General features: G+C 65.4%; 18 protein-coding genes and 1 tRNA gene. 14 read left to right on the forward strand and 5 right to left on the reverse strand.

What is annotated here, in order from left to right:
* Positions 1-37: 37 nt before the first annotated feature.
* The 4 genes from ACRYLT_RS15965 to ACRYLT_RS15980 all read left to right on the forward strand — a co-directional run bounded on the left by ACRYLT_RS15965 (position 38) and on the right by ACRYLT_RS15980 (position 4,673).
* Positions 38-1,174, forward strand: coding sequence for a DUF3089 domain-containing protein (locus ACRYLT_RS15965; protein ID WP_482665067.1), 1,137 nt, complete (start codon positions 38-40; stop codon positions 1,172-1,174).
* Positions 1,171-1,647: a Holliday junction resolvase RuvX gene (gene ruvX / locus ACRYLT_RS15970; protein WP_482665068.1), complete on the forward strand. Its 477-nt coding sequence runs from the start codon at positions 1,171-1,173 to the stop codon at positions 1,645-1,647. The genes ACRYLT_RS15965 and ruvX overlap by 4 nt, the downstream gene beginning before the upstream one ends.
* A gap of 52 nt (positions 1,648-1,699) precedes the next feature.
* Positions 1,700-3,628: a S9 family peptidase gene (locus ACRYLT_RS15975; protein WP_482665069.1), complete on the forward strand. Its 1,929-nt coding sequence runs from the start codon at positions 1,700-1,702 to the stop codon at positions 3,626-3,628.
* Between the two features lie 109 nt (positions 3,629-3,737).
* Positions 3,738-4,673: an aspartate carbamoyltransferase catalytic subunit gene (locus ACRYLT_RS15980; RefSeq protein WP_482665070.1), complete on the forward strand. Its 936-nt coding sequence runs from the start codon at positions 3,738-3,740 to the stop codon at positions 4,671-4,673.
* Positions 4,674-4,803: 130 nt separating this feature from the next.
* Here ACRYLT_RS15980 and ACRYLT_RS15985 read toward each other — a convergent pair whose 3' ends face one another.
* Genes ACRYLT_RS15985 through ACRYLT_RS15995 form a run of 3 tightly spaced genes read right to left on the reverse strand, consistent with a single transcriptional unit; the run spans position 4,804 to position 7,502 of the window.
* Positions 4,804-6,195: an SPOR domain-containing protein gene (locus ACRYLT_RS15985; RefSeq protein ID WP_482665071.1), complete on the reverse strand. Its 1,392-nt coding sequence runs from the start codon at positions 6,193-6,195 to the stop codon at positions 4,804-4,806.
* A 13-nt stretch (positions 6,196-6,208) separates the two neighbouring features.
* On the reverse strand, positions 6,209-6,766 hold the full coding sequence (locus ACRYLT_RS15990) for a hypothetical protein (RefSeq protein WP_482665072.1): 558 nt from the start codon (positions 6,764-6,766) through the stop codon (positions 6,209-6,211).
* A gap of 13 nt (positions 6,767-6,779) precedes the next feature.
* Positions 6,780-7,502 (reverse strand): AAA family ATPase, encoded by a 723-nt coding sequence (locus ACRYLT_RS15995; protein ID WP_482665073.1) that lies wholly within the window; start codon positions 7,500-7,502, stop codon positions 6,780-6,782.
* 190 nt (positions 7,503-7,692) lie between these two features.
* Here ACRYLT_RS15995 and ACRYLT_RS16000 point away from each other — a divergent pair, with 190 nt between their 5' ends.
* Together ACRYLT_RS16000 and ACRYLT_RS16005 are read left to right on the forward strand one after the other, a co-directional pair.
* Positions 7,693-8,709 carry an SPOR domain-containing protein gene (locus ACRYLT_RS16000; protein ID WP_482665074.1) on the forward strand — a complete coding sequence of 339 codons (1,017 nt, stop codon included), beginning with the start codon at positions 7,693-7,695 and terminating at the stop codon, positions 8,707-8,709.
* 87 nt (positions 8,710-8,796) lie between these two features.
* Positions 8,797-9,117, forward strand: coding sequence for a hypothetical protein (locus tag ACRYLT_RS16005; protein WP_482665075.1), 321 nt, complete (start codon positions 8,797-8,799; stop codon positions 9,115-9,117).
* Here the strand turns inward: ACRYLT_RS16005 and serB are convergent.
* Entirely contained in the window at positions 9,114-9,980 is an 867-nt protein-coding gene (gene serB / locus ACRYLT_RS16010; protein WP_482665076.1) for a phosphoserine phosphatase SerB, read from the reverse strand. The two genes, ACRYLT_RS16005 and serB, sit on opposite strands and share 4 nt — an antisense overlap.
* On the opposite strand from serB, the gene miaA reads away from it, so the two are divergent.
* Both miaA and ilvC read left to right on the forward strand, forming a co-directional pair.
* Positions 9,973-10,905 carry a tRNA (adenosine(37)-N6)-dimethylallyltransferase MiaA gene (gene miaA / locus ACRYLT_RS16015; protein ID WP_482665077.1) on the forward strand — a complete coding sequence of 311 codons (933 nt, stop codon included), beginning with the start codon at positions 9,973-9,975 and terminating at the stop codon, positions 10,903-10,905. The genes serB and miaA overlap by 8 nt on opposite strands.
* Before the next feature lie 12 nt (positions 10,906-10,917).
* The gene (gene ilvC, locus ACRYLT_RS16020) at positions 10,918-11,922 is read left to right on the forward strand and encodes a ketol-acid reductoisomerase (protein WP_482665467.1); all 1,005 of its coding nucleotides are present in this window, start codon (positions 10,918-10,920) and stop codon (positions 11,920-11,922) included.
* Between the two features lie 85 nt (positions 11,923-12,007).
* On the opposite strand, the gene mutL is transcribed toward ilvC, so the two are convergent.
* Entirely contained in the window at positions 12,008-13,756 is a 1,749-nt protein-coding gene (mutL, locus tag ACRYLT_RS16025) for a DNA mismatch repair endonuclease MutL (protein WP_482665078.1), read from the reverse strand.
* Positions 13,757-13,976: 220 nt separating this feature from the next.
* On the opposite strand from mutL, the gene ACRYLT_RS16030 reads away from it, so the two are divergent.
* From ACRYLT_RS16030 to ACRYLT_RS16055, 6 genes are all read left to right on the forward strand, one after another.
* On the forward strand, positions 13,977-15,020 hold the full coding sequence (locus ACRYLT_RS16030; RefSeq protein WP_482665079.1) for a rod shape-determining protein: 1,044 nt from the start codon (positions 13,977-13,979) through the stop codon (positions 15,018-15,020).
* Between the two features lie 17 nt (positions 15,021-15,037).
* Positions 15,038-16,069: a rod shape-determining protein MreC gene (gene mreC / locus ACRYLT_RS16035; protein WP_482665080.1), complete on the forward strand. Its 1,032-nt coding sequence runs from the start codon at positions 15,038-15,040 to the stop codon at positions 16,067-16,069.
* The gene (mreD, locus tag ACRYLT_RS16040; RefSeq protein ID WP_482665081.1) at positions 16,066-16,581 is read left to right on the forward strand and encodes a rod shape-determining protein MreD; all 516 of its coding nucleotides are present in this window, start codon (positions 16,066-16,068) and stop codon (positions 16,579-16,581) included. Before mreC ends, mreD begins: the two co-directional genes overlap by 4 nt.
* Positions 16,578-18,518 (forward strand): penicillin-binding protein 2, encoded by a 1,941-nt coding sequence (gene mrdA / locus ACRYLT_RS16045; RefSeq protein WP_482665082.1) that lies wholly within the window; start codon positions 16,578-16,580, stop codon positions 18,516-18,518. Before mreD ends, mrdA begins: the two co-directional genes overlap by 4 nt.
* Complete coding sequence (gene rodA, locus ACRYLT_RS16050) at positions 18,518-19,618, forward strand: rod shape-determining protein RodA (RefSeq protein ID WP_482665083.1); 1,101 nt, start codon at positions 18,518-18,520, stop codon at positions 19,616-19,618. Before mrdA ends, rodA begins: the two co-directional genes overlap by 1 nt.
* A gap of 94 nt (positions 19,619-19,712) precedes the next feature.
* Positions 19,713-19,788 (forward strand) — tRNA-Lys (locus ACRYLT_RS16055).
* Positions 19,789-19,812 lie beyond the last annotated feature (24 nt).

The raw sequence follows: 19,812 nt of genomic DNA on the forward strand, positions 1-19,812 counted from the left end.
GCTTGCAAGCGAACGCCGCTTGCGCTCAAGGGCCGGCGTGTCGAAGAAAAGATCACATCCGGCGGTCCGCTTCCTTTGGGTGATTGCAGGCCTGACCGTTCTCTTCATGGCTGGCGCCGTCGCCTACCGCCTGTTCGAGCAGGATCTGATGCGGTGGGTGATGGTGCCGAAGGTAGAGTTCGCGGAAGTGCCGATGCCCGAAGGCTCGAGCTATGCCGAACCGGAGCTTTGGATCGCCCGGCCCGATATCAGGGACAATCCGGCGCTCTGGACTCCGCGCGGGTTCCAGCCAACGCGCGAGCCGCGCGCTTCGGTCTTCTTCATTCATCCGACCTCATTCCTCGAAAGCTCTGCCTGGAACGCACCTCTCGATGACGAGGAGTCTCAATGGCGGGCGCGATTGTTCGTCCGCAGCCAGGCGAGCGCGTTCAACTCGGTCGGGGAGATCTGGGCGCCCAAATATCGTCAGGCGGCATTCGGCGCCTTCCTTACCACGGAGCAGGATGCCCAGCGAGCCCTCGCCTTCGCCTATCGCGACATACTCGCCGCCTATGAGGAGTTCCTTCGCCAGGCTCCGGCGGATCGACCGATCATCCTCGCCGCCCACAGCCAGGGAAGCTTTCACCTGATGCGGCTGCTCCACGAGCGGGTCCGAGGTGCACCCGAAGTCGACCGGATCCTGGCCGCCTACGTGGTCGGTTGGCCGATCTCGGAAACGGCCGACCTGCCGGCACTTCCCCTCGTCCCGTGCGAGCGGCCGGACCAGACCGGCTGCATCCTGTCCTGGCAGAGCTTTGCAGAACCGGCCGACCCGAAGCAGGTCACCGACGTCTACGACCAGTCGATCGGGCCCGGCGGCGTCCCGCGCGCGGGCTCGGCGATGCTCTGCACCAACCCGCTCACCGGCGCTCGCGGCGGCGAGGCGGCGAGCTCAGCAAATCGCGGCACCCTGATCCCGAACGAAGACTTCACCGACGCGGAGTTCCGACTCCACGCCGTTCCGGCACGTTGCGACGTCCGGGGTTTTCTACTGATCGGCGACAATGACTCACTTCCAGAAATGGGGCCCTACACGCTGCCCGGCAACAATCTTCACGTCTACGATTATGCCTTGTTCTGGGCGAATGTCCGGGCCGATGCCGAGCGGCGGCTCGAAAGCTTCCTCAGCCGATGATCGCCGGCACCGCCGCCGATTTCCGCGAATTGCTTCCGAACGGCGGTCGACTGATCGGCCTCGATGTCGGCACGAGGACCATCGGGACGGCACTTTGCGATGCACAATGGACGATAGCGACTCCTGCCGAGCTGATCCGGCGAACCAAGTTCGCGAAGGACCTGGAAGCCTTGCGACGCCCGGTCGTCGCCCAGATGGTCCGTGGGATCGTTATCGGGCTTCCGCTCAACCTGGATGGAAGTGACAGCCCCCGAACCCAATCCGTGCGCGCCTTCGCCCGAAATCTCGAACCGCTTGGCCTGCCGATCCTGCTCTGGGACGAGCGCTGGTCCACCCAGGCCGTGACCCGAACCCTGATCGAAGCCGATGCCAGCCGCGCCCGGCGCGCCGAACTCGTGGACAAGATGGCGGCGGCCTACATCCTCCAGGGAGCGATCGACGCGCTCACTTCCGCAGGTTCAACTCGGGCCTAGACAGCGGGACCTTCCCGTATTAGTCCAGTAACACACATTCGGAGAGACATCCATGCGCCTGAGCATCGCCGCTGCCCTACTTGCCACAAGCTCCATGACGATCGGTACGTTCAGCGCCGCCCAGGCCGCACAACCGCCCTCCCCCGAACGGACAGCCGAACCTGTGCGCTATTCAGCGCAACAATTCTTCGAGACCACGAGCTTTTCGATGGCATCGCCGGCCGGCCACGCTTTCTCCGCCGACGGGCGCAATCTCCTCATCGCCAACGATCGAAGCGGCGTCTTCAACGTGCAACTTCTGCCGATTGCCGGCGGGGAGCCGGTGCCGGTCACAAGCTCGACGGACAATGCCAATTTCGCCGCCAGCTTCTTCCCGAACGACGACCGAATTCTCTTCACCTACGATCGCGGCGGCAACGAGCTCAACCACCTCTACGTGCGAGAGCGGGACGGATCGGTTCGCGATCTCACCCCGGGCGAACGGCTGAAGGCGATGTTCCTCGGCTGGAGCGGCGATGGCCGCCGCTTCTTCGTTGCGACCAACGAGCGCAACCCGCAGATGTTCGACATCTATGCCTATGACGCGGACGGCTATGGGCGTCGGCTGATCCTTCAGAACGAGGGCTTCATGCCCGCCGCAGTCTCGCGCGACGGCCGCTATGTCGCCCTGGTAAAGGCGCATTCAAGCGCCAATTCCGATCTCTACATCGCCGATACCGAGTCCGGTGGCGAACCCCGTTTGATAAGCCAGCACGAAGGCAATGTCGAATATGGCGCCTATGACTTCACCCCCGACGGACGGACTCTGATCTACTCCACCAACGAGCATGGCGAGTTCAACCAGGCCTGGAGCTACGACCTTGCCAGTGGCGAGAAGAGGCCGCTGATCCAGGCGGATTGGGACGTGATGTTCGTCTCCTTCTCGCCGTCGGGCCGCTATCGAGTGCATGCCGTCAATGAGGACGCGTCCACTCGGCTGACCATTACCGACACCCGCACCGGCCGCCCGGTGGCGCTGCGGGGCGTGCCGGAGGGCGACCTTGGCGGAGTCCGATTCAATCGGGACGAGTCGGCCATCGCCTTCACCGTCGCCTCGGACACCTCGCCGGCCGACATCTTCGTCGCCGACCTTTCCAGCGGCCAGGCAAGGAGGCTCACGCGCGCGCTCAATCCGGCGATCGACGAGCGCCAGCTGGTCGAGGGACAGATCACCCGGTTCCGCTCCTACGATGGTCTGGAGGTTCCAGGGATCCTTTATCGCCCGCGCGAGGCGAGCGCCTCGAACCCGGTTCCAGTTGTCGTGTGGGTTCATGGCGGGCCGGGCGGTCAGAGCCGGCGCGGCTATTCGGCGGCAATCCAGCACCTCGTGAACAACGGCTATGCCGTTTATGCGATCAACAATCGCGGCTCCTCGGGATACGGCAAGACCTTTTTCCATCTCGACGACCGGCGTCACGGCGATGCCGACCTTCGCGACGTCATCGCGGCACGCACCTGGCTTTCCAACATGGACTGGATAAGCGATCGGGTAGCGGTGATGGGCGGATCCTATGGCGGCTACATGACGGCCGCGGCACTCGCCTTCCATCCCGAAGTGTTCGACGCCGGAATCAACATCTTCGGGGTGACCAACTGGGTGCGCACCCTCGAGTCGATCCCCGCCTGGTGGGGCGCTCAGCGAACGGCGCTGTATGACGAGATGGGCGACCCGACTACGGATGCCGAGCGGCACCGGCGGATTTCGCCGCTGTTCCACGCCGCCAACATTCGCCGGCCGATGCTGGTCGTCCAGGGTGCCAACGATCCGCGGGTGCTCCAGGTGGAAAGCGACGAGCTCGTTGCCGCGGTTCGCCGCAACAACGTGCCCGTGGAATATCTCCTGTTTCCGGACGAAGGCCACGGCTTCCTCCGCAAGGAGAACCGGATCAATGCGTCGGAAGCCTATCTCCGGTTTCTCGACCAGCACCTGCGGGCGCGTTGACCGGGCGGGGTCGGTTCACGATAGGCAGGCGCTGAAGGACGGGGGTATCCCTTCGGCGGCGTTGGAGACCATTGTCGGCTGCGGCTTTGAACCCTAAAGCGCGGCCTCGATGCCGACTGCCGCCTTTCCGCACCGTCACCTGCTCGGGATTGAAGGGCTTTCCGCTTCCACTATCGAACGGATCCTCGAGGAAGCGGAAGGCTGGGCCAGCTTCAATCGCGGCGTCCGCAAGGCCGACGACCGGCTCCGCGGCCTGACGCAGATCAACGCCTTCTTCGAAAATTCCACCCGTACGCTCTTCTCCTTCGAGATTGCCGGCAAGAGGCTTGGCGCTCAGGTCGCCAATTTCCATCCGGCCGCTTCGAGCGTCCGCAAGGGCGAAAGCCTTATCGATACGGCCCTTACCCTCAATGCGATGCGGCCGGACATTCTCGTCATCCGCCACGATGCCGACGGTGCTGCGGCCGAAGTCGCGGAGGTGATGGACTGTCCGGTCATCAATGCGGGCGACGGCCGGGGCGAGCATCCAACCCAGGCCCTGCTTGATGCGCTCACCATCCGCCGCCGATTCGGACAGCTTGAAGGCCTGACGGTCGCCATTTGCGGCGACATACGCCACAGTCGGGTGGCCAATTCGAACATGCGATCCCTGCCGCTTCTGGGAGCGCGACTCCGGGTCGTCGCGCCGGACCTGCTGATGCCCGATCAGCTGCCCGAAGGCGTGGAAGGCTTTGGCGACATCGAAGAAGGCATTGCCGGCGTCGACGTGGTGATGATGCTGCGGATCCAGCGTGAACGGATGGAGGAGGCCGTTTCCGGGTCGCTGGGTGACTTCCACGCGCGCTTCGGATTGACTCGAGAGCGGCTCAGGCTCGCGGCGCCGCACGCAATCGTGATGCACCCCGGCCCGATGAATCGCGGCATCGAGATTGACGGCGAAGTCGCCGACGACCCGGAGCGGTCAGTCATTCGGGAGCAGGTCGAGTTCGGGGTAGCCATCCGGATGGCCTGCCTCGACCTGCTCACCAGGGACCGGCAAGTCTAATCCGCGGCAAGTCCCTCACGATCCGGACTTCGTGGAGGCCGAGTCGTCCCGAGTTGACTGAAACAAAAGAATGGCGCCCGGCCCTTGGCCGACCGGGCGCCTTTCCAGAGGGGATCAAGCTCCGGAAAATTCAGGCGCTGCGGTCGCGGCCGGGAGCATAGCGCGCCGCCCAGCGGACCGAGGCGTCGCCCTCGCTGGGGCGAACGAAGCAGGCTCCGCCGCGAGCGCGGATCGCACTGCACGTCCGGTTGGCGTCGGCGCGGGAGTCAAAGCCGGCGACAGCGACGCGATGCAGCGTTCGGCCGTTCATGCCGATGGTGGCGGTGAGCGGTGCCCGACCCGAAAGGCCGTAGCGGCGCTCGGCCTCGAGCCACGCCCGTTCGGCATTCTGCTGCGTGCTGAACGCGCCGAGCTGGACGACGAAACGGCTTCTCCCGGATCGCGCGGTGGCCGTGCCTGACGGCCGCTCACGCTCGAACACCGGCGCAGGCGGCAGCGATACGGCAGCCGTCCGGACCACCACCGGGTCGGGTCGGGTCAGGCTTTGGGCAGCGACAGCGAAGCGCACCTCCTCGTCGCTCGCCGGCTCGGACTCAGGCGCTGCGGCATAATGCGCAGCCGCGGTCTCAGCGGCGCTCGCCTGGGCAAACTGCACCGGCTCAGCCGCCTCAGCGGGCGGCACTCCCCAGTCGGAATCCTCCGCCGGCGTCTGCACCGGAGCGGCCTCGGCGAAGCTCATGACCTCGACTCCGGTCGGGCTGTCCGGCGCAGGCCGAGAAAGCGCAATCCGGATCGGCTGACCGGGGTCCTGGACCGGAGTCACCCCCAGCAGGCTGGCGACCCGAGTGGGGCCCGAATCGGGACGGGCAAAGCTCGCCCACTGCTCCATGCGCTGGCCAAGTTCCGCCGGAGAAACGTCCTGCGCGGCAATGGTCCGAGCTCGCTGCCAGTCGCCGGCCAAGGCATAGGAAAGGGCCAGATTCTGGCGAAGCCGCGGTGTGGACTCGATGCCTCGGGCCGCCGGTTCGAGCATTTCGATGGCCCGTTCCGGCAATCCTGCCAGCGCATAAGCCAGGCCGACGTCCGAAACGGAAGCGCGGCCGACAACATTGTCGAGCTGGGCGACCGCAGCCTGCGGACGACCCAGGGCGATCTCGGTCAAGGCGAGGCTCAGTGAAGCGCGAACATGCTGGGGATCGAGTTCCACGACGTCGGCGAAGCTCGCGCGCGCCGAATCGAAGCGACCGCTCTTGAGGTAAAGGTCGGCCAAGAACAGCCGGTACCCGATATCGCGCGGCGAGAGCTCGACGGCCTGCTCGACCCGGCTGAGCGCCTGAGCGACGTCGCCCTGCTGCAAGGCGGTGCGGCCCTGCTCGTAGAGCTGATGCGCCTGCTGGTCGGACGGGGCGGCCCGGGAAGCCGAAGCAAGCCGTCGCATCGCGTCGGACTGAGCGCTGCAGGCGACCATGGTGACCGCGACGATCATCGTCGAGGCAGCGATTTTTAGAGCAGTCTGGTTCATCTATCGGGCTCCGTCAGCTTCGCTTCGCGCCGGCGACCGGGACATGCGAAGCCAGTTCGTCCAGTTCGGGGATGGTGGCTAGCGCCTGATCGAGCGCCGTCGTGACGAGCTGTTGCGCCGAGCGGCCGGTAACGGCGCAGGCCAGGCGGAGACGAAGATGCCGGTCGGAATCGAGCCGAAGCGTGAACGCCGCCTTGCGTCCAGGCGTCGGATTGGCTCTCGCCTTGGGGAGCTTCACGATCTCGGCCTTGACTGAACGTCGGCTCTTGGCGGGTTCAGGCTCTTCCTCGGCGGGAATGGCGTCGAAGCGCTCGGCGATCACGCGCTGCTGGGCGACGACTGGCGATTCGTCGCTAGCGGCGGGCTTGGGCGCCGGCGTCAAAGCCGCGATCGAGCTCGGGGCGTGGGCCACGGGCGCGGGGTCGGGCTGGGCGGCCGGGTCATAACCCATGTCGTTCCAGCCAAGATCCTCGAGACTGCTGAAGCCCTGCGGACGCATCGCCGGCTTGGCGGCTCCCTTTCGAGCCAGCAGCCCCGAAGAGAGAGAGGCATAGGGGCGTGCTTCGTTCATCTTCCCGCCCCCTTCACTGACCGATGACGCGGCGGCCGAAGCCGGCTGCGGGGCGCTGGGCACCGAGAGGACTGACGACCGGGCCACCTGGCGCGGCAAAGACGGTTCGCCGGAAATTCTTCTCGAGCCGGTCGGAGATGTAGCTCCACAATTCCTCAACTTCTCTTGCCGAACGGCCCTTGGGATCGACCTCCATCACCGTTCGGCCGTCGATCATCGACGCGGCAAAATCGGTTCGGTGGTGGATAGTGACGGGAGCGACGGTGCCGTGTTGCGAAAGGGCAATGGCGGCCTCGAAAGTGATCTTCGCCTTGGGAGTCGCGGCGTTCACGACGAAGATGAGAGGCTTGCCGGCCCGTTCGCACAGATCGACCGTGGCCCCTACGGCCCGCAGGTCGTGCGGGCTCGGACGGGTCGGAATGACGATCAGCTCGGCGACGTGGATCACGCTCTGGATCGCCATCGTGATGGCAGGCGGGGTGTCGATGACGGCGAGCCTGAACCCCTGCTGGCGCAGGACCTCGAGATCGGCGCCGAGTCGAGCAACCGTCGTCTGCGCAAAGGCGGGCATTTCGTCCGCGCGCTCGTTCCACCAGTCGGCGAGCGATCCTTGTGGGTCGATATCGATCAGGCAGACCGGACCATAGCCCGCGCGCTGCGCCTGGACGGCCAGATGGCCGGACAAGGTGGTCTTGCCCGATCCGCCCTTCTGAGAGGACAAAGCCAAAACGCGCATCTAATTTCCCTCGGTTCCCACGCTCGGGATCAAGGGTTGCACCCGCCGGTGCTAAAATCTGGTTAATCGAGCAGCCACGGATCCCCTTTCCGAGGGCCTCACGCCATGGTCAAGCTGCTGATAAGCATGCTAACAGCCGATTAAGCATTGCCGGCTAGGAAGATGGCCATTCGGTGGGGAGATTTTCCAGATGAGAACCCGGAAGCGGCTGTGGGTCATCGCTGCGGCAGCTGGTCTTGCGCTTGTCGGGAACGGCAGCGCCGCCGCCGTCGCCCAGGATACCCAGCGTGGAATCGCCGCCTGGCAGGCCGGCAATTATGACGAAGCCGTCCGCTTGTGGCGCCCGCTTGCAGACCGCGGCGATGCCGATGCCCAATATAATCTCGCGCACGCCTACAAGCTCGGACGCGGCGTGCCGCAGAACCTCAACCTTGCCGAACAATGGTATGAGCGCGCCGCCCGTCAGGGCCATGAGGAGGCCGTGGCCAATCTCGGTCTGATCCTGTTCCAGAACGGCCGCCGGCGCGAAGCAATGCCCTACATCCAGCGCGCTGCCGAGCGCGGCGATCCTCGCGCGCAGTATGTGCTTGGAACGGCCTTGTTCAATGGCGACTTGGTCGGAACCGACCTGCCAAGAGCCTATGCCCTGATGACTCGAGCGGCCGAACAGGGCCTTCCCCCCGCCCAGTCGCAGCTGCGCCAGATGGAAGAGCATCTCACCGAGGAGGACCGGGTCCGGGGACTGGAACTCGCGCGGTCGATGCCAACCCTCGCCCCGGCAATGGCAGCGGCCGCTCCCGCTACGCCGATCGTCACCGCGACCCCGTCTCCTGCCCGATCCCGACCCGCACCCGCACCCGCAGCCGAGCGCCCGGCGTCTCCCGTCTCGCCGGAAACCCCCGCTCGGCAATCGTCGGCAACTTCGCCGCCTGCTTCTTCTTCGAGGCGTTCAGCCGTTCCATCTGCCTCGCCGCCCCGCTCGGTCGGGCGCTGGAGAGTGCAGCTCGGCGCCTATGGCAGCGAAGCCAATGCGCGCCGCGCCTGGGAAAGCGTGAGCGATCACCTACCGGGGCTTGAGCCTTCTTTCAGCCGCGCCGGCAATCTGACCCGGCTGCAAGCCGGACCGCTGCAGGACCGGGCGGCGGCGGAGCGCGCCTGCTCCACCGCTCGAAGCGCTGGGCTGGGCTGTTTCGTGGTATCGCCCTGAACCGAGCCGACCGCACAAGCCCCGCGTAGCGCCTTAACCGAATTTTCGCGCCCGCCTTCTATTCATCGCCGCAAGGGGAGTGAGAGAATGGGGGCCAGCCAAAGCCTTGAAGCTCGACTCGGGATGGCGTCGCCCTGGCGACGACGCCGGATGTGCCTTCTTGTTGCCGATCGCCCCGCCCCGGCGGCGCTTCGCGAAGTCTCGGCCGCCGGCGCCTATCTCGAAACGCATGCCGATATCCGGCTCGGCGCGAGGGTCGAGTTGCGCCATCCCGAAGCCGGAGCGATTCAGGGCTGGGTCCGCTCGGTCACGCCGGAGGGGGTGGCGCTCCGCTTCGACTTCGGCGAAGCGTCCGTGGCCTTTGCGCTGGCGGCGATCGCCGCCGACATGAGCCGGCCGGCGTCCTAATCAATCCATTCCGATCGCGGATAACCCTGGGCGTAAAGCAAGGCGGTCAGGTCGCCGCGCTCGATCCGGGCATCGGCCGCCGCTGCAACGGACGGCTTGGCGCGAAAGGCGATTCCCAGGCCGGCCGCCTTCAGCATTTCGATGTCGTTGGCGCCGTCTCCGACCGCCAGCGATGCCTGAATTGGGATTCCGCGGCGCAAGGCGGCGGCCTCCAGCGCCTTCCTCTTGCCCTCGGCGCCGACGATCGGCTTTCGCACCGTCCCCGCCAGACGCCCCTTCTCGATCAAGAGCTCGTTGGCTGCCGCCTCGTGGAACCCGATCGCTTCCGCCACCGGATGGGCGAAGCGCGTGAACCCGCCTGAAACCAGCAGGCAATAGGCGCCATTGGCACGCATCGTCTGGACGAGCGTTCGTGCGCCCGGCATCAATTCGACCCGTTCCTCGCGACACCGGTCGATCGCTGCCTCCTCGAGCTGACTCAGCAAGGCGACCCGAGCATCCAGCGCGGCCTCGAAGTCCAGCTCGCCGCGCATCGCCCGCTCGGTCACTTCGGCGACCTCCGACTTCACTCCGGCATAGTCGGCGAGTTCGTCGATGCATTCGACGGTGATCATGGTGGAGTCCATGTCGGCGGCGAGCAATCGCTTGCGGCGGCCGTCCCTCGGTTGGACGATCACGTCCACCTGCGGGAGAGCGTCTTCGAGCAGCTGCCGGGCTTGCGAAGGGTCGTCGCCCAGCAGGATATCGCAGGCGCTAGCCTCCTCCACCCAATCATGACCGACGGCGACCGACAGCGCATCAAGGGCGACGGAAATATCGCCGCGCGCCAGTCGATCCGCTGCTATCAGGGTTGCGATGAACATAGACTCCTCGGCCAAGCTCCCACTGGCGCTCATTGCAGGGCCGACCGCCAGCGGCAAGTCGGCCCTCGCTCTGGCGCTTGCGGAAAGGCACGACGGAATCGTCATCAACGCCGACAGCGCGCAGGTCTATCGCGACCTGAGGATCGTGACCGCTCGGCCTACCGTCGAGGAAGAAGCGCGGGTGCCGCATCGGCTCTACGGCTATCGCGACGGTGCCGACTCCTGCTCGGCCGCGGAGTGGTCGCAGGATGCCCGAGCCGCCATCGCCGAAGCCCATGCCGAGGGACGGCTGCCGATCCTCACCGGAGGCACCGGTCTCTACATCCGAACTTTGTTGGACGGCATCGCTCCGATCCCCGAAATTGATCCCGAGATCCGTCGGGCGGTTCGCAAGCTGCCCGTCGATCAGGCCCATGTCGCCCTTGCCAAAGAAGATCCGCAAGCGGCGGCACGGATCCGGCCAAGCGATACCGCCCGAACCGCTCGAGCGCTCGAGGTCATCCGATCGACAGGCCGAAGCCTCCGCGATTGGCAGAAGGAAAAGACAGGCGGCATTGGCGATCAGGTCGAACTGATGCCTCTCATACTCCTGCCACCGCGGGAGTGGCTTTATGCCCGATGCGACGAAAGATTCGAAATCATGTTTTCAGAACAAGGGCTTGAGGAGGTTCGCTTGCTTATGAAGCGAAGCTTGCCGGCTTTCGCACCGGTGATGCGAGCGATCGGGGTTCCCGAGATCTCCGCCTTCCTCACCGGCGAATTGTCGGAACCGCAAGCTCTGGAGGCCGGCCAGACCGCGACCCGCCGCTACGCCAAGCGCCAGTTCACCTGGTTCAACCGGCAGCCGCCGCCAGAATGGCCGCGCTTCACCGAGCCGCTCGATTGCGACAGCTTGCCCGATGCCCTAGCGCGGCTGAACCTTTGAGGGGGGGGAATGATGCGCATCTTTCTCGATGCCGACGCCGATCTCGGCTTGATTCTCGACCGCAAGGTAGCGGTGATCGGCTTCGGCAATCAGGGACGGGCCCAGGCTCTCAACCTGCGCGACAGCGGCGTTGCCGTGACGGTCGCGCTGCCGATCGGTTCGGGGAGCCGTAGACGGGCCGGAGCCGAAGGATTTGACGTCATGACGGCCGCCGAGGCCGCCTCCTGGGCGGATCTCTGCGTGATTCTGACTGCGGACGAGGACCAGGCCCGGATCTATGCCGAGGAAATCGCCCCCAACCTCCGCAAGGGTGGAGCGATCGTCTTTGCTCACGGGCTGGCAATCCATTTCCGGCTCATCAAGCCGCGCGATGACCTCGACGTTTTTCTCGTTTCTCCCAAGGGTCCGGGGACGGCTCTTCGCAGTGAGTATGAACGAGGCCGTGGCCTCATCTCACTGTTTGCGGTGAATCAGAACGCGACCGGACAAGCGGAGACGCTGGCGCTCTCCTACGCCTCTGCCATCGGCAGCGGCCGGGTAGGAATTCTACCGACCAGCTTCGCCGAGGAGTGCGAGGCCGATCTGTTCAACGAGCAGGCCGTGCTGTGGGGCGCGATCCCCGAGCTGATCCAGGCCGGCTACGAGACTCTGGTCGAGGCCGGTTTCTCGCCAGAAATCGCCTATTTCGAATGCCTTACGGAGGTAAAACTCATAGCCGATCTCATCTATGAGCGGGGCATTGCCGGAATGCGGGAGGCGATTTCAAACACTGCCGAGTTCGGGGCACTAAGCGGCGGAACGCGGATCGTGACCGACGAGACCCGCGCCGAGATGCGCCGGATCCTTGCCGAGGTGCGCGACGGCCGCTTTGTCGGTTCCCTGCTGGCCGATGCCGCCGCCGGCTACCCGCGCCTGAAGGAGTCGCGCGCGCAATCGGCAGCACACCCGATCGAAGCGGTCGGCAACAGACTGCGCGCGCTGACACGGCGGAGCGCGGGAACCTCTGAAGCCGGCTGAACAGGGCAGAGAGGCGGCCCGGCAAGCCGGCCCGATAGTTGGCTTGAGTCTCGTGCGCGTTCCGGAAAAGCGCGCGGATGCGTCACTACTTGCGACCGAACAGCTTCTCGATATCGGAATGGGCGAGTTTCACCCAGGTCGGTCGCCCATGATTGCACTGGCCGCTATGCGGCGTCACCTCCATTTCCCGGAGCAGCGCGTTCATTTCCGCGACCGACAGGATCCGGCCGGCACGGACCGAGCCGTGGCAGGCCATCGTCGCCGCGACATGGTCGAGCTTCTCCTTGAGACTGAGAGCCTCGTCGAATGCGGCAAGCTCGTCAGCGAGGTCCGTGACGAGCCCCCTCACGTCGCCAGCGCCGAGCAGGGCCGGAGTCGCCCGGACCAGAAGGGCGCGAGGGCCGAACCGTTCGAGCTCCAGGCCCATTTCGGCGAGTTCGGCGGCGCGCGCCTCGATTCGGTCGCAGGCGGGTTCGTCCAGCTCGACCACTTCGGGCAGAAGCAGCGCCTGTCGGGGAACTCCGCCATTGGCCATCGCTTTTCGCATCCGCTCCAGCACCAGCCGTTCGTGCGCGGCATGCTGGTCGACCAGGATGAGACCGTCTTCCGCCTCGGCCACGATATAGGTCCCCGCCACCTGTCCCCGAGCGACTCCCAGTGGAAAGGCGCGGCTTTCCGGCGGCGGCACCGAAGCGGCTTCGGCCCGCGCCTGCAGCGCCGGAGCGGCATAGTCCGGACGATGCTCCCACACCGATGACTGACCGGGTATGGGGAGCGGGAAGCTCGGGCTGCGCACCGGCTCCGGCTGCCAATTGCCGAGAGCCGCTGCGGAGGAGCGCTGCGCCGAACGATGTCCCGCCTCATCCAGGGCATTTCTCAGTCCGCCGACGATCAACCCACGAATGTTGCCGGGATCGCGAAAACGCACCTCGGTCTTGGCCGGGTGGACGTTGACGTCGACCTCTTCGCCCGGAACGTCGATGAACAGGGCAAGCACCGGGTGACGATCGCGGGCGAGCAAATCCTGATAGGCGGCGCGAACGGCACCGATCAGAAGTCGGTCCTTCACAGGCCTCCCGTTGACGAACAGATATTGATGGTCGGCGATGCCGCGATTGAAAGTTGGAAGCCCAGCCACGCCGCCAAGCCGCGCCGGGCCTCGAACCGCGTCGATCGCGAGGCTGTTGCTCGCAAGCTCGCGGTCGGTGAGTGCCGCAACCCGGGTCGGACGATCCTCGCCCGGAGCGACGGTGAGAACTCGACGCCCCTGATGTTCGAGCGTGAAGCCGATGTCCGGCCGAGCCATTGCGAGCCGTTTCACGACATCGAGGCAGGCGGCATATTCGCTCCGCTCCGAGCGCAGGAACTTGCGCCTTGCCGGCACCTTTCCAAACAGATCCTCGACGATAACCCGGGTTCCCGGCGGCAGCGCTGCCGGCCCCTCCCCTTCGAGGCGGCCATTGTCGACGGCTCGCGACCATCCGTCGGCGCTTCGGACCCGGCTTTCGATCCGAACTCGAGCCACGCTCGCGATCGATGGAAGGGCTTCGCCGCGAAAGCCCAAAGTGGTTACCTGGTCGATCGAATCGGTGGGCAGCTTCGACGTGGCATGCCGTTCGAGTGCGAGAGCGATCTCCGAAGGCGCCATCCCGCAGCCGTCGTCGGCTACCTCGATCCTTTCGATCCCCCCGCCTGCGAGACTGACGACAATGCGCGTGGCGCCCGCGTCGATCGCATTCTCGACCAGCTCCTTCAACGCACTGGCCGGTCTTTCCACCACTTCACCGGCAGCAATACGGTTGACCAGATGTTCGGGCAGGCGCCTTATTGACATGCTTGTTGCTCTAGACGAAGCGGCGCCGGCCCGCGAGATCAATCCGATCGGAAGGTCCGGTCGCGCGCGAGCAAGATCAGCCGGCCTTGCGGCCGGATCTTCGGGTTCACACTCTTTTGTGGACCCGGGGCGCGGCGCCATCCTATAGGAGAACCATCAGGAGAGGCCGGAGATATTCGGCCCGCCCGTACCCCTCCAGGCACGAGAGTTTTAGCCAGATATGTCCGTCTTCAACTTTCTGAGACTTCCTTCCCACGACATGGCCATTGACCTCGGCACCGCCAATACCGTGGTCTATGTCCGCGGCCGCGGCGTTGTCCTCAACGAGCCTTCGGTCGTCGCGATCGAGACGATCAACGGCGTCAAGCGAGTGAAGGCCGTCGGCGACGATGCCAAGCTGATGATGGGCAAGACGCCCGATCAGATCGAGGCCATCCGCCCGCTGCGCGACGGCGTGATCGCCGACATCGACGTCGCCGAGCAGATGATCAAGCACTTCATCCAGAAAGTTCATGGCCGCCGGCGCTTCCCGCGCTGGCCTGAGATCGTGATCTGCGTGCCATCGGGCTCGACCAGCGTCGAACGCCGCGCCATCCGCGACGCCGCTTCCAACGCCGGTGCCCGCCAGGTCTATCTGATCGAGGAGCCGATGGCGGCGGCGATCGGCGCCGACATGCCGGTGACCGAGCCGATCGGATCGATGGTCGTCGACATCGGCGGCGGAACGACGGAAGTGGCCGTCCTCTCGCTGCGCGGGCTGGCTTACACCACCTCCGTGCGCGTCGGCGGCGACAAAATGGACGAAGCGATCAGCTCCTATGTGCGGCGCAATCACAACCTGCTGATCGGCGAAGCCACGGCCGAGCGGATCAAGAAGCAGGTCGGCGTGGCCAAGCCGCCGCCCAACGGCACGGACGGCGAAACGGTCCACATCAAGGGCCGCGATCTCGTCAACGGCGTCCCCAAGGAGATTACGATCAACCAGCGCCAGATCGCCGAAGCGCTGTCGGAGCCGGTCGGCACGATCGTCGAGGGCGTTCGGATCGCCCTCGAGAATACCGCTCCGGAGCTTGCCGCCGACATCGTCGACCAGGGCATCGTCCTGACCGGCGGCGGAGCGCTGCTCAAGGGCCTTGACGAAGTGCTGCGGGACGAAACGGGCCTTCCCGTGACCGTCGCCGACGATCCCCTTACCTGCGTGGCGCTCGGCACCGGGCGGGCGATGGAGGAGGAAGTCTTCCGCGGCGTGCTGCAGACGGCCTAGAGCTGGAAGGAGCGTAAATGGCGCCGCCCGCCAATCGGCGCCCCGGTTTCTCCCGACGGGCGCAGTACGGCTTGTTTCTCGGCTACGTCGTCGCCGTGGCGGGAATGATCGTCGCCGTGCTGCTGCTGGCCGTGGCGATCATCGATCCCCGCGGATTCCAGGCGATCAAGGGCGCTGCGCTCGACGTCACCACTCCGGTGAGTTCGAGCGGGCGGAGCGTTGTTCGATTCTTCGGCGACATCACCGGATCGGTCGGCGCTTACATCCGCGCCGGCTCCCAGAATGCCGAGTTGCGCTCGCAATTGGAGGCGACTCGGAGGGAATTGCTCCGGACCAGGGCGGCACAAGCCGAGAATGTTCGGCTGAGGCGGCTGCTCGGCCTCGCTTCGGAGGTCGAGGACGAGGTCACGATCGCGCGCCTCGTCACATCCTCGTTCCAGGCGCCGCGCCGGCTGGCGACCCTTTCGGCCGGAAGCGCCGCCGGCGTTGCCGTGGGTCAGCCGGTGCGATCCCCCGACGGGCTGATCGGCCGAGTCATCGAAACCGGGCGCTGGGCATCGCGCATCCTGTTGATCACCGACGGGTCCAGCAACGTCCCGGTGCGCATGCTTCGCGGCGGCATCCCCGCCCTTGCGGTCGGCCGGGGTGACGGAACGATCGAGCTGCGCACACTCGAGGTGGGCGAAAATCCCTTCCGGCGTGGCGACCTTCTGGTCACTTCGGGAATCGGCGGCATCTTTCCACCCAATGTGCCGGTTGCGTCTGTGGTTCGGCTCGAGGGCGACACCGCCATCGCCCGGCCGGTTGCCGATCCGGCGCGAGCTGATTTCGCGATCGTTCAGCGTCCGTATCAGCCGGCGGCGAACGCACCGCTCGAAAACGCCACCCCGCAGCCAATAGCCCAACCTGTGCCGGCTTCCGCTGCAGCCGCAGCAGGAATCTCCGGTGGCACGGCGCCAACGCCGCGCCAGCGCGATCCCCGCTACCAGCCGGCGTTGCAGCAGCCGCAACCGGGCACCTCCACCCCGCCTCCGGTCCCGCCGCAATGAACAGGATCGCCGGTTCCAGCACCGAAGTCGCCATTCGCGACGCTCGGCGTCGCTTCGTTCCGATCGGCTCAACCATCGTTGCAATCCTGCTCGCGCTTCTGCCGATCATCAATTCGGCGCCGCTCATTCCCGACATCGGCTTTCTGGCCCTGATTACCTGGCGGCTGCTGCGGCCGGAAATCTGGAGCGCTCAAGTTGCCCTCGGCCTTGGATTGCTCAACGATCTCGTGATCGGCAACCCGCTTGGACAGTCAATGCTGCTCTGGACGGGGATCTTTCTGGCCTTCGACCTGCTCGACAGCCGGATCGGATTTCGCGACTATCTGATGGACTGGCTGATCGCCGCCGGTGCGATCAGCTTCCATACAGTTGGTGCGTGGTACATCGCGCTCCTGATGGGCAGTGATATCGAATTCCCGGTGATGGTGCCGCAATTGGTCGTCAGCGTCATGGCTTACCCCGTCATGGCGCGGCTGATCCTGTGGCTCGACCGCTGGCGGCTGATGCGATGAGTCGGCGCAACCGTCCCCCGATCACCGAAAGCAGCCAGAACCAGACCTTCACCCGACGGGCGATGGTCATCGGCGCCCTGCAGGCGGGCCTGGCTACGGTACTTGCCGGCCGCATGGGCTATATCGCGATCGCTCAAAATCAGCGCTACAGCGATCTGGCCGAAAGCAATCGAATCCAGGAACGGCTGATACCGCCCCGCCGCGGCTGGATCGTCGATCGCCACGGACAACCCATGGCCGTCAATCGCAGTGACTTTCGAGTCGACTTGATTCCGGATCGGCTCGAAGACGAGGACCGCGTCATCGCCACACTCGCGCGAATCCTGGAACTTGCGCCGGAAGACGTGGAGAAGATCCGTCAGGACCTCGAAGCAGCGGCCGGGTTCCAGCCGGTTCCCGTCGCCGAGCACCTGCCCTTCGACAAGTTCGCCGCAGTGACGGTCCGGCTTCCGGAGCTTCCGGGCGTATCGCCCCTGCGCGCCTTCTCCCGCTACTATCCCGAGGGCGCCGCCGTCGGACATCTGATCGGCTATGTCGGAACGCCGAACCGCGAGGAATATGAGGCGGAAAACCGGAATCAGCTGCTGGTCACGCCCGGCTTCAAGGTCGGCAAGGAGGGCCTCGAAAAGGTCATGGAGCAGCGGCTTCGAGGTCAACCCGGAGCCGCCCGGGTCGAGGTGACGGCGCGCGGCCGCCTCGTTCGCGAGCTGCGCACCCGGCCGGACGTGAGCGGTCCGCCACTTCGTACCACCATCGATGCCGGACTGCAGAGCTACGCCGCTCGGCGCCTGGGGGACGAATCCGGCGCGTGCGTGGTCATGGACTGCAATTCGGGTGACCTGCTCGCCTTCGCTTCGATGCCGGCCTACGATCCCAACACTTTCGCCGATGGAATCAGCACCAGCGAGTGGCGGATGTTTTCCGCCGACGAGCGCAAGCCGCTTCTGAACAAGGTCGTCAACGCGCTCTACCCTCCGGGTTCGACGATCAAGCCGGCGGTGAGTCTCGCCCTGCTCGAGGCAGGCATCGATCCCGAGGAGCGGGTCAGCTGCGGCGGCGGTTATCAGCTCGGCAACCGCTTCTTTCGATGCCTCGGTCGCCATGGGCCGATGAACATGCACACGGCCATTGCCCGAAGCTGCAACACCTATTTCTACGCGATGGGACGCCGGATCGGCTTCGATCGGATTGCTCCGGTCTGGCGCGCGCTCGGGCTCGGCGAGAAGTTCGATCTTCCGCTCGTTTCGCAAAGTTACGGCACCGTTCCCGACAGCGACTGGAAGCGGCGTCGTTACGAGCAGAATCCCGATCGGTTCCTCCGCCCGGATTGGACCGATTCCGACACGCTCAATGCTTCAATCGGCCAGGGTTATGTCATCCTGAACCCGCTTCAGCTCGCCACCATGGCCGCTTGCCTGGCTTCCGGAAAGCGGGTCCGCCCTCGGCTGCTCGCCAATGAAGGCACGGCTTCACAAGCTTTCTCCTACAATTCCGGCTACTTCGAGACGGTTCGGGCCGGAATGTCGGAAGTGGTGAATGGCCACGGCACGGCGGGGCGAAGCCGACTTCCCTTCAACGACATCCTGATGGGCGGCAAGACGGGCACTGCCCAGGTCCGCCGGATCACCGGCAGCCAGCGCGGCCAGGGCGGTGAATGGAAGTATCGTGATCACGGCCTGTTCGTCTTCTTCGCCCCCGTCGACCGGCCGCTTTATGCAGGCGCGGTCGTGATCGAACATGGCATGGGCGGCTCCCGAGCGGCTGCGCCCGTCGCCAAGGACGTGATGACCTATTTGTTCGACAAGGATCTCGCGATGCAGGCGCTTCTGCCGCTTGAGCAACAATGGGGCGGCACGATAGCCGAGCGCATGGAGCGCCGGGCTCAGGAATGGGCCGCACGCGCCGAAGCGAATGCGCAATCGACGGACCGGAGCTGATGAGCTTCGTCCTTCCCAGACCGATTGCCGAACTTCCGTGGCAGCTGCTCTTGGTGGTCGCCGCTCTTGGAGCGGCAGGCGTGCTCGGCCTCTATTCGGCGGCAGGAGGCTCGCCCAGCCCGTGGGCCCTGCCCCACGCCGTTCGCTTCACAGCCTTTTTCGGACTGGCCATCTGCCTCTCTTATGTCCGCCCGAAAACCTTTCAGGAGTTTGCCTGGGCCGCTTACGCCTTCGGGATTATCCTGCTGATCCTGACACTGATGCTGGGCGTGATCGGGGGCGGCGCCAGAAGCTGGCTCAACCTGGGTTTCGTCCGGATCCAGCCTTCGGAGCTGATGAAGCCGGTCCTCGTCCTGATCCTCGCCCGCTTCTACTCGATGGTGCCGCCGCGGGAGATCACCCGCTGGTCGGCGATCTGGCCGGTCGCCGTCTTTCTGGGGCCGCCGCTGCTGCTGATCCTCCTTCAGCCCGATTTCGGGACCGCCTGCCTGATCGTGCTCGCCTCGGTCGGCCTGATGTTCCTCGCCGGGCTTCCGCTGAGGCTGTTCATCGGCGCGGGCCTTGCCCTCGCCGCAGCGGCACCGATCTCCTACTCCTTCCTTCTGCCCCACCAGAAGCTGCGGCTCTTCATCTTCCTCAATCCCGAGCAGGATCCGCTCGGTGCGGGCTATCACATCCAGCAATCCCAGATCGCGATTGGATCGGGCGGCCTGTTCGGCAAGGGCTTCCTCAACGGCTCGCAAAGCCACCTTCAATATCTGCCGGAACAGCATACCGACTTCATCTTCTCGGCGCTGGCCGAAGAATGGGGTCTGATCGGCGGGCTCGTCCTGATCCTGCTCTTCTACCTGCTCTGTCGGTGGTCGTTGCGGGTCGCGGTGGAAGCCAAGGACCGGTTCGAACGGCTGACCGCGGCAGGCCTCGCTTTGACCATCTTCTTCTACATCGCGGTCAATCTGATGATGGTGATGGGACTGGCACCGGTGGTCGGAATTCCGCTTCCGCTCGTGTCCTATGGCGGGTCGGCGATGCTGACGGTGATGATATGCCTCGGCATCCTGATGTCGATCGACCGGAGCAGCCGAAGCGCCCGCCGGTGAACGGCGCTCGGGGCGCAGGACAATGGTTGCAATAGCGCGCTGGCGACACTAAATGGCCGCTTCCGCGGGCGTTCGCCCGAGCGCCGAAAGGCATGGACGCATAGCTCAGTTGGTAGAGCAGCTGACTCTTAATCAGCGGGTCCTAGGTTCGAGCCCTAGTGCGTCCACCACCTTTTCTTCAAGGACTTGAGCCG

The sequence above is a fragment of the Sphingosinicella sp. SM1-17 genome (assembly GCF_056821765.1).

Excerpts from the sequence above, each read along its gene's own strand:
- ACRYLT_RS15995 (WP_482665073.1), bottom strand. The coding sequence starts at position 7,502 with ATGCGCGTTTTGGCTTTGTCCTCTCAGAAGGGCGGATCGGGCAAGACC.
- ACRYLT_RS16005 (WP_482665075.1), top strand. The coding sequence starts at position 8,797 with ATGGGGGCCAGCCAAAGCCTTGAAGCTCGACTCGGGATGGCGTCGCCC.
- mrdA (WP_482665082.1), top strand. The coding sequence starts at position 16,578 with ATGAGTCGGCGCAACCGTCCCCCGATCACCGAAAGCAGCCAGAACCAG.
- mreC (WP_482665080.1), top strand. The coding sequence starts at position 15,038 with ATGGCGCCGCCCGCCAATCGGCGCCCCGGTTTCTCCCGACGGGCGCAG.
- ACRYLT_RS16030 (WP_482665079.1), top strand. The coding sequence starts at position 13,977 with ATGTCCGTCTTCAACTTTCTGAGACTTCCTTCCCACGACATGGCCATT.
- rodA (WP_482665083.1), top strand. The coding sequence starts at position 18,518 with ATGAGCTTCGTCCTTCCCAGACCGATTGCCGAACTTCCGTGGCAGCTG.
- ruvX (WP_482665068.1), top strand. The coding sequence starts at position 1,171 with ATGATCGCCGGCACCGCCGCCGATTTCCGCGAATTGCTTCCGAACGGC.
- mreD (WP_482665081.1), top strand. The coding sequence starts at position 16,066 with ATGAACAGGATCGCCGGTTCCAGCACCGAAGTCGCCATTCGCGACGCT.
- ACRYLT_RS15980 (WP_482665070.1), top strand. The coding sequence starts at position 3,738 with ATGCCGACTGCCGCCTTTCCGCACCGTCACCTGCTCGGGATTGAAGGG.
- miaA (WP_482665077.1), top strand. The coding sequence starts at position 9,973 with ATGAACATAGACTCCTCGGCCAAGCTCCCACTGGCGCTCATTGCAGGG.
- ACRYLT_RS16000 (WP_482665074.1), top strand. The coding sequence starts at position 7,693 with ATGAGAACCCGGAAGCGGCTGTGGGTCATCGCTGCGGCAGCTGGTCTT.
- mutL (WP_482665078.1), bottom strand. The coding sequence starts at position 13,756 with ATGTCAATAAGGCGCCTGCCCGAACATCTGGTCAACCGTATTGCTGCC.
- serB (WP_482665076.1), bottom strand. The coding sequence starts at position 9,980 with ATGTTCATCGCAACCCTGATAGCAGCGGATCGACTGGCGCGCGGCGAT.
- ACRYLT_RS15990 (WP_482665072.1), bottom strand. The coding sequence starts at position 6,766 with ATGAACGAAGCACGCCCCTATGCCTCTCTCTCTTCGGGGCTGCTGGCT.
- ACRYLT_RS15985 (WP_482665071.1), bottom strand. The coding sequence starts at position 6,195 with ATGAACCAGACTGCTCTAAAAATCGCTGCCTCGACGATGATCGTCGCG.
- ACRYLT_RS15975 (WP_482665069.1), top strand. The coding sequence starts at position 1,700 with ATGCGCCTGAGCATCGCCGCTGCCCTACTTGCCACAAGCTCCATGACG.
- ilvC (WP_482665467.1), top strand. The coding sequence starts at position 10,918 with ATGCGCATCTTTCTCGATGCCGACGCCGATCTCGGCTTGATTCTCGAC.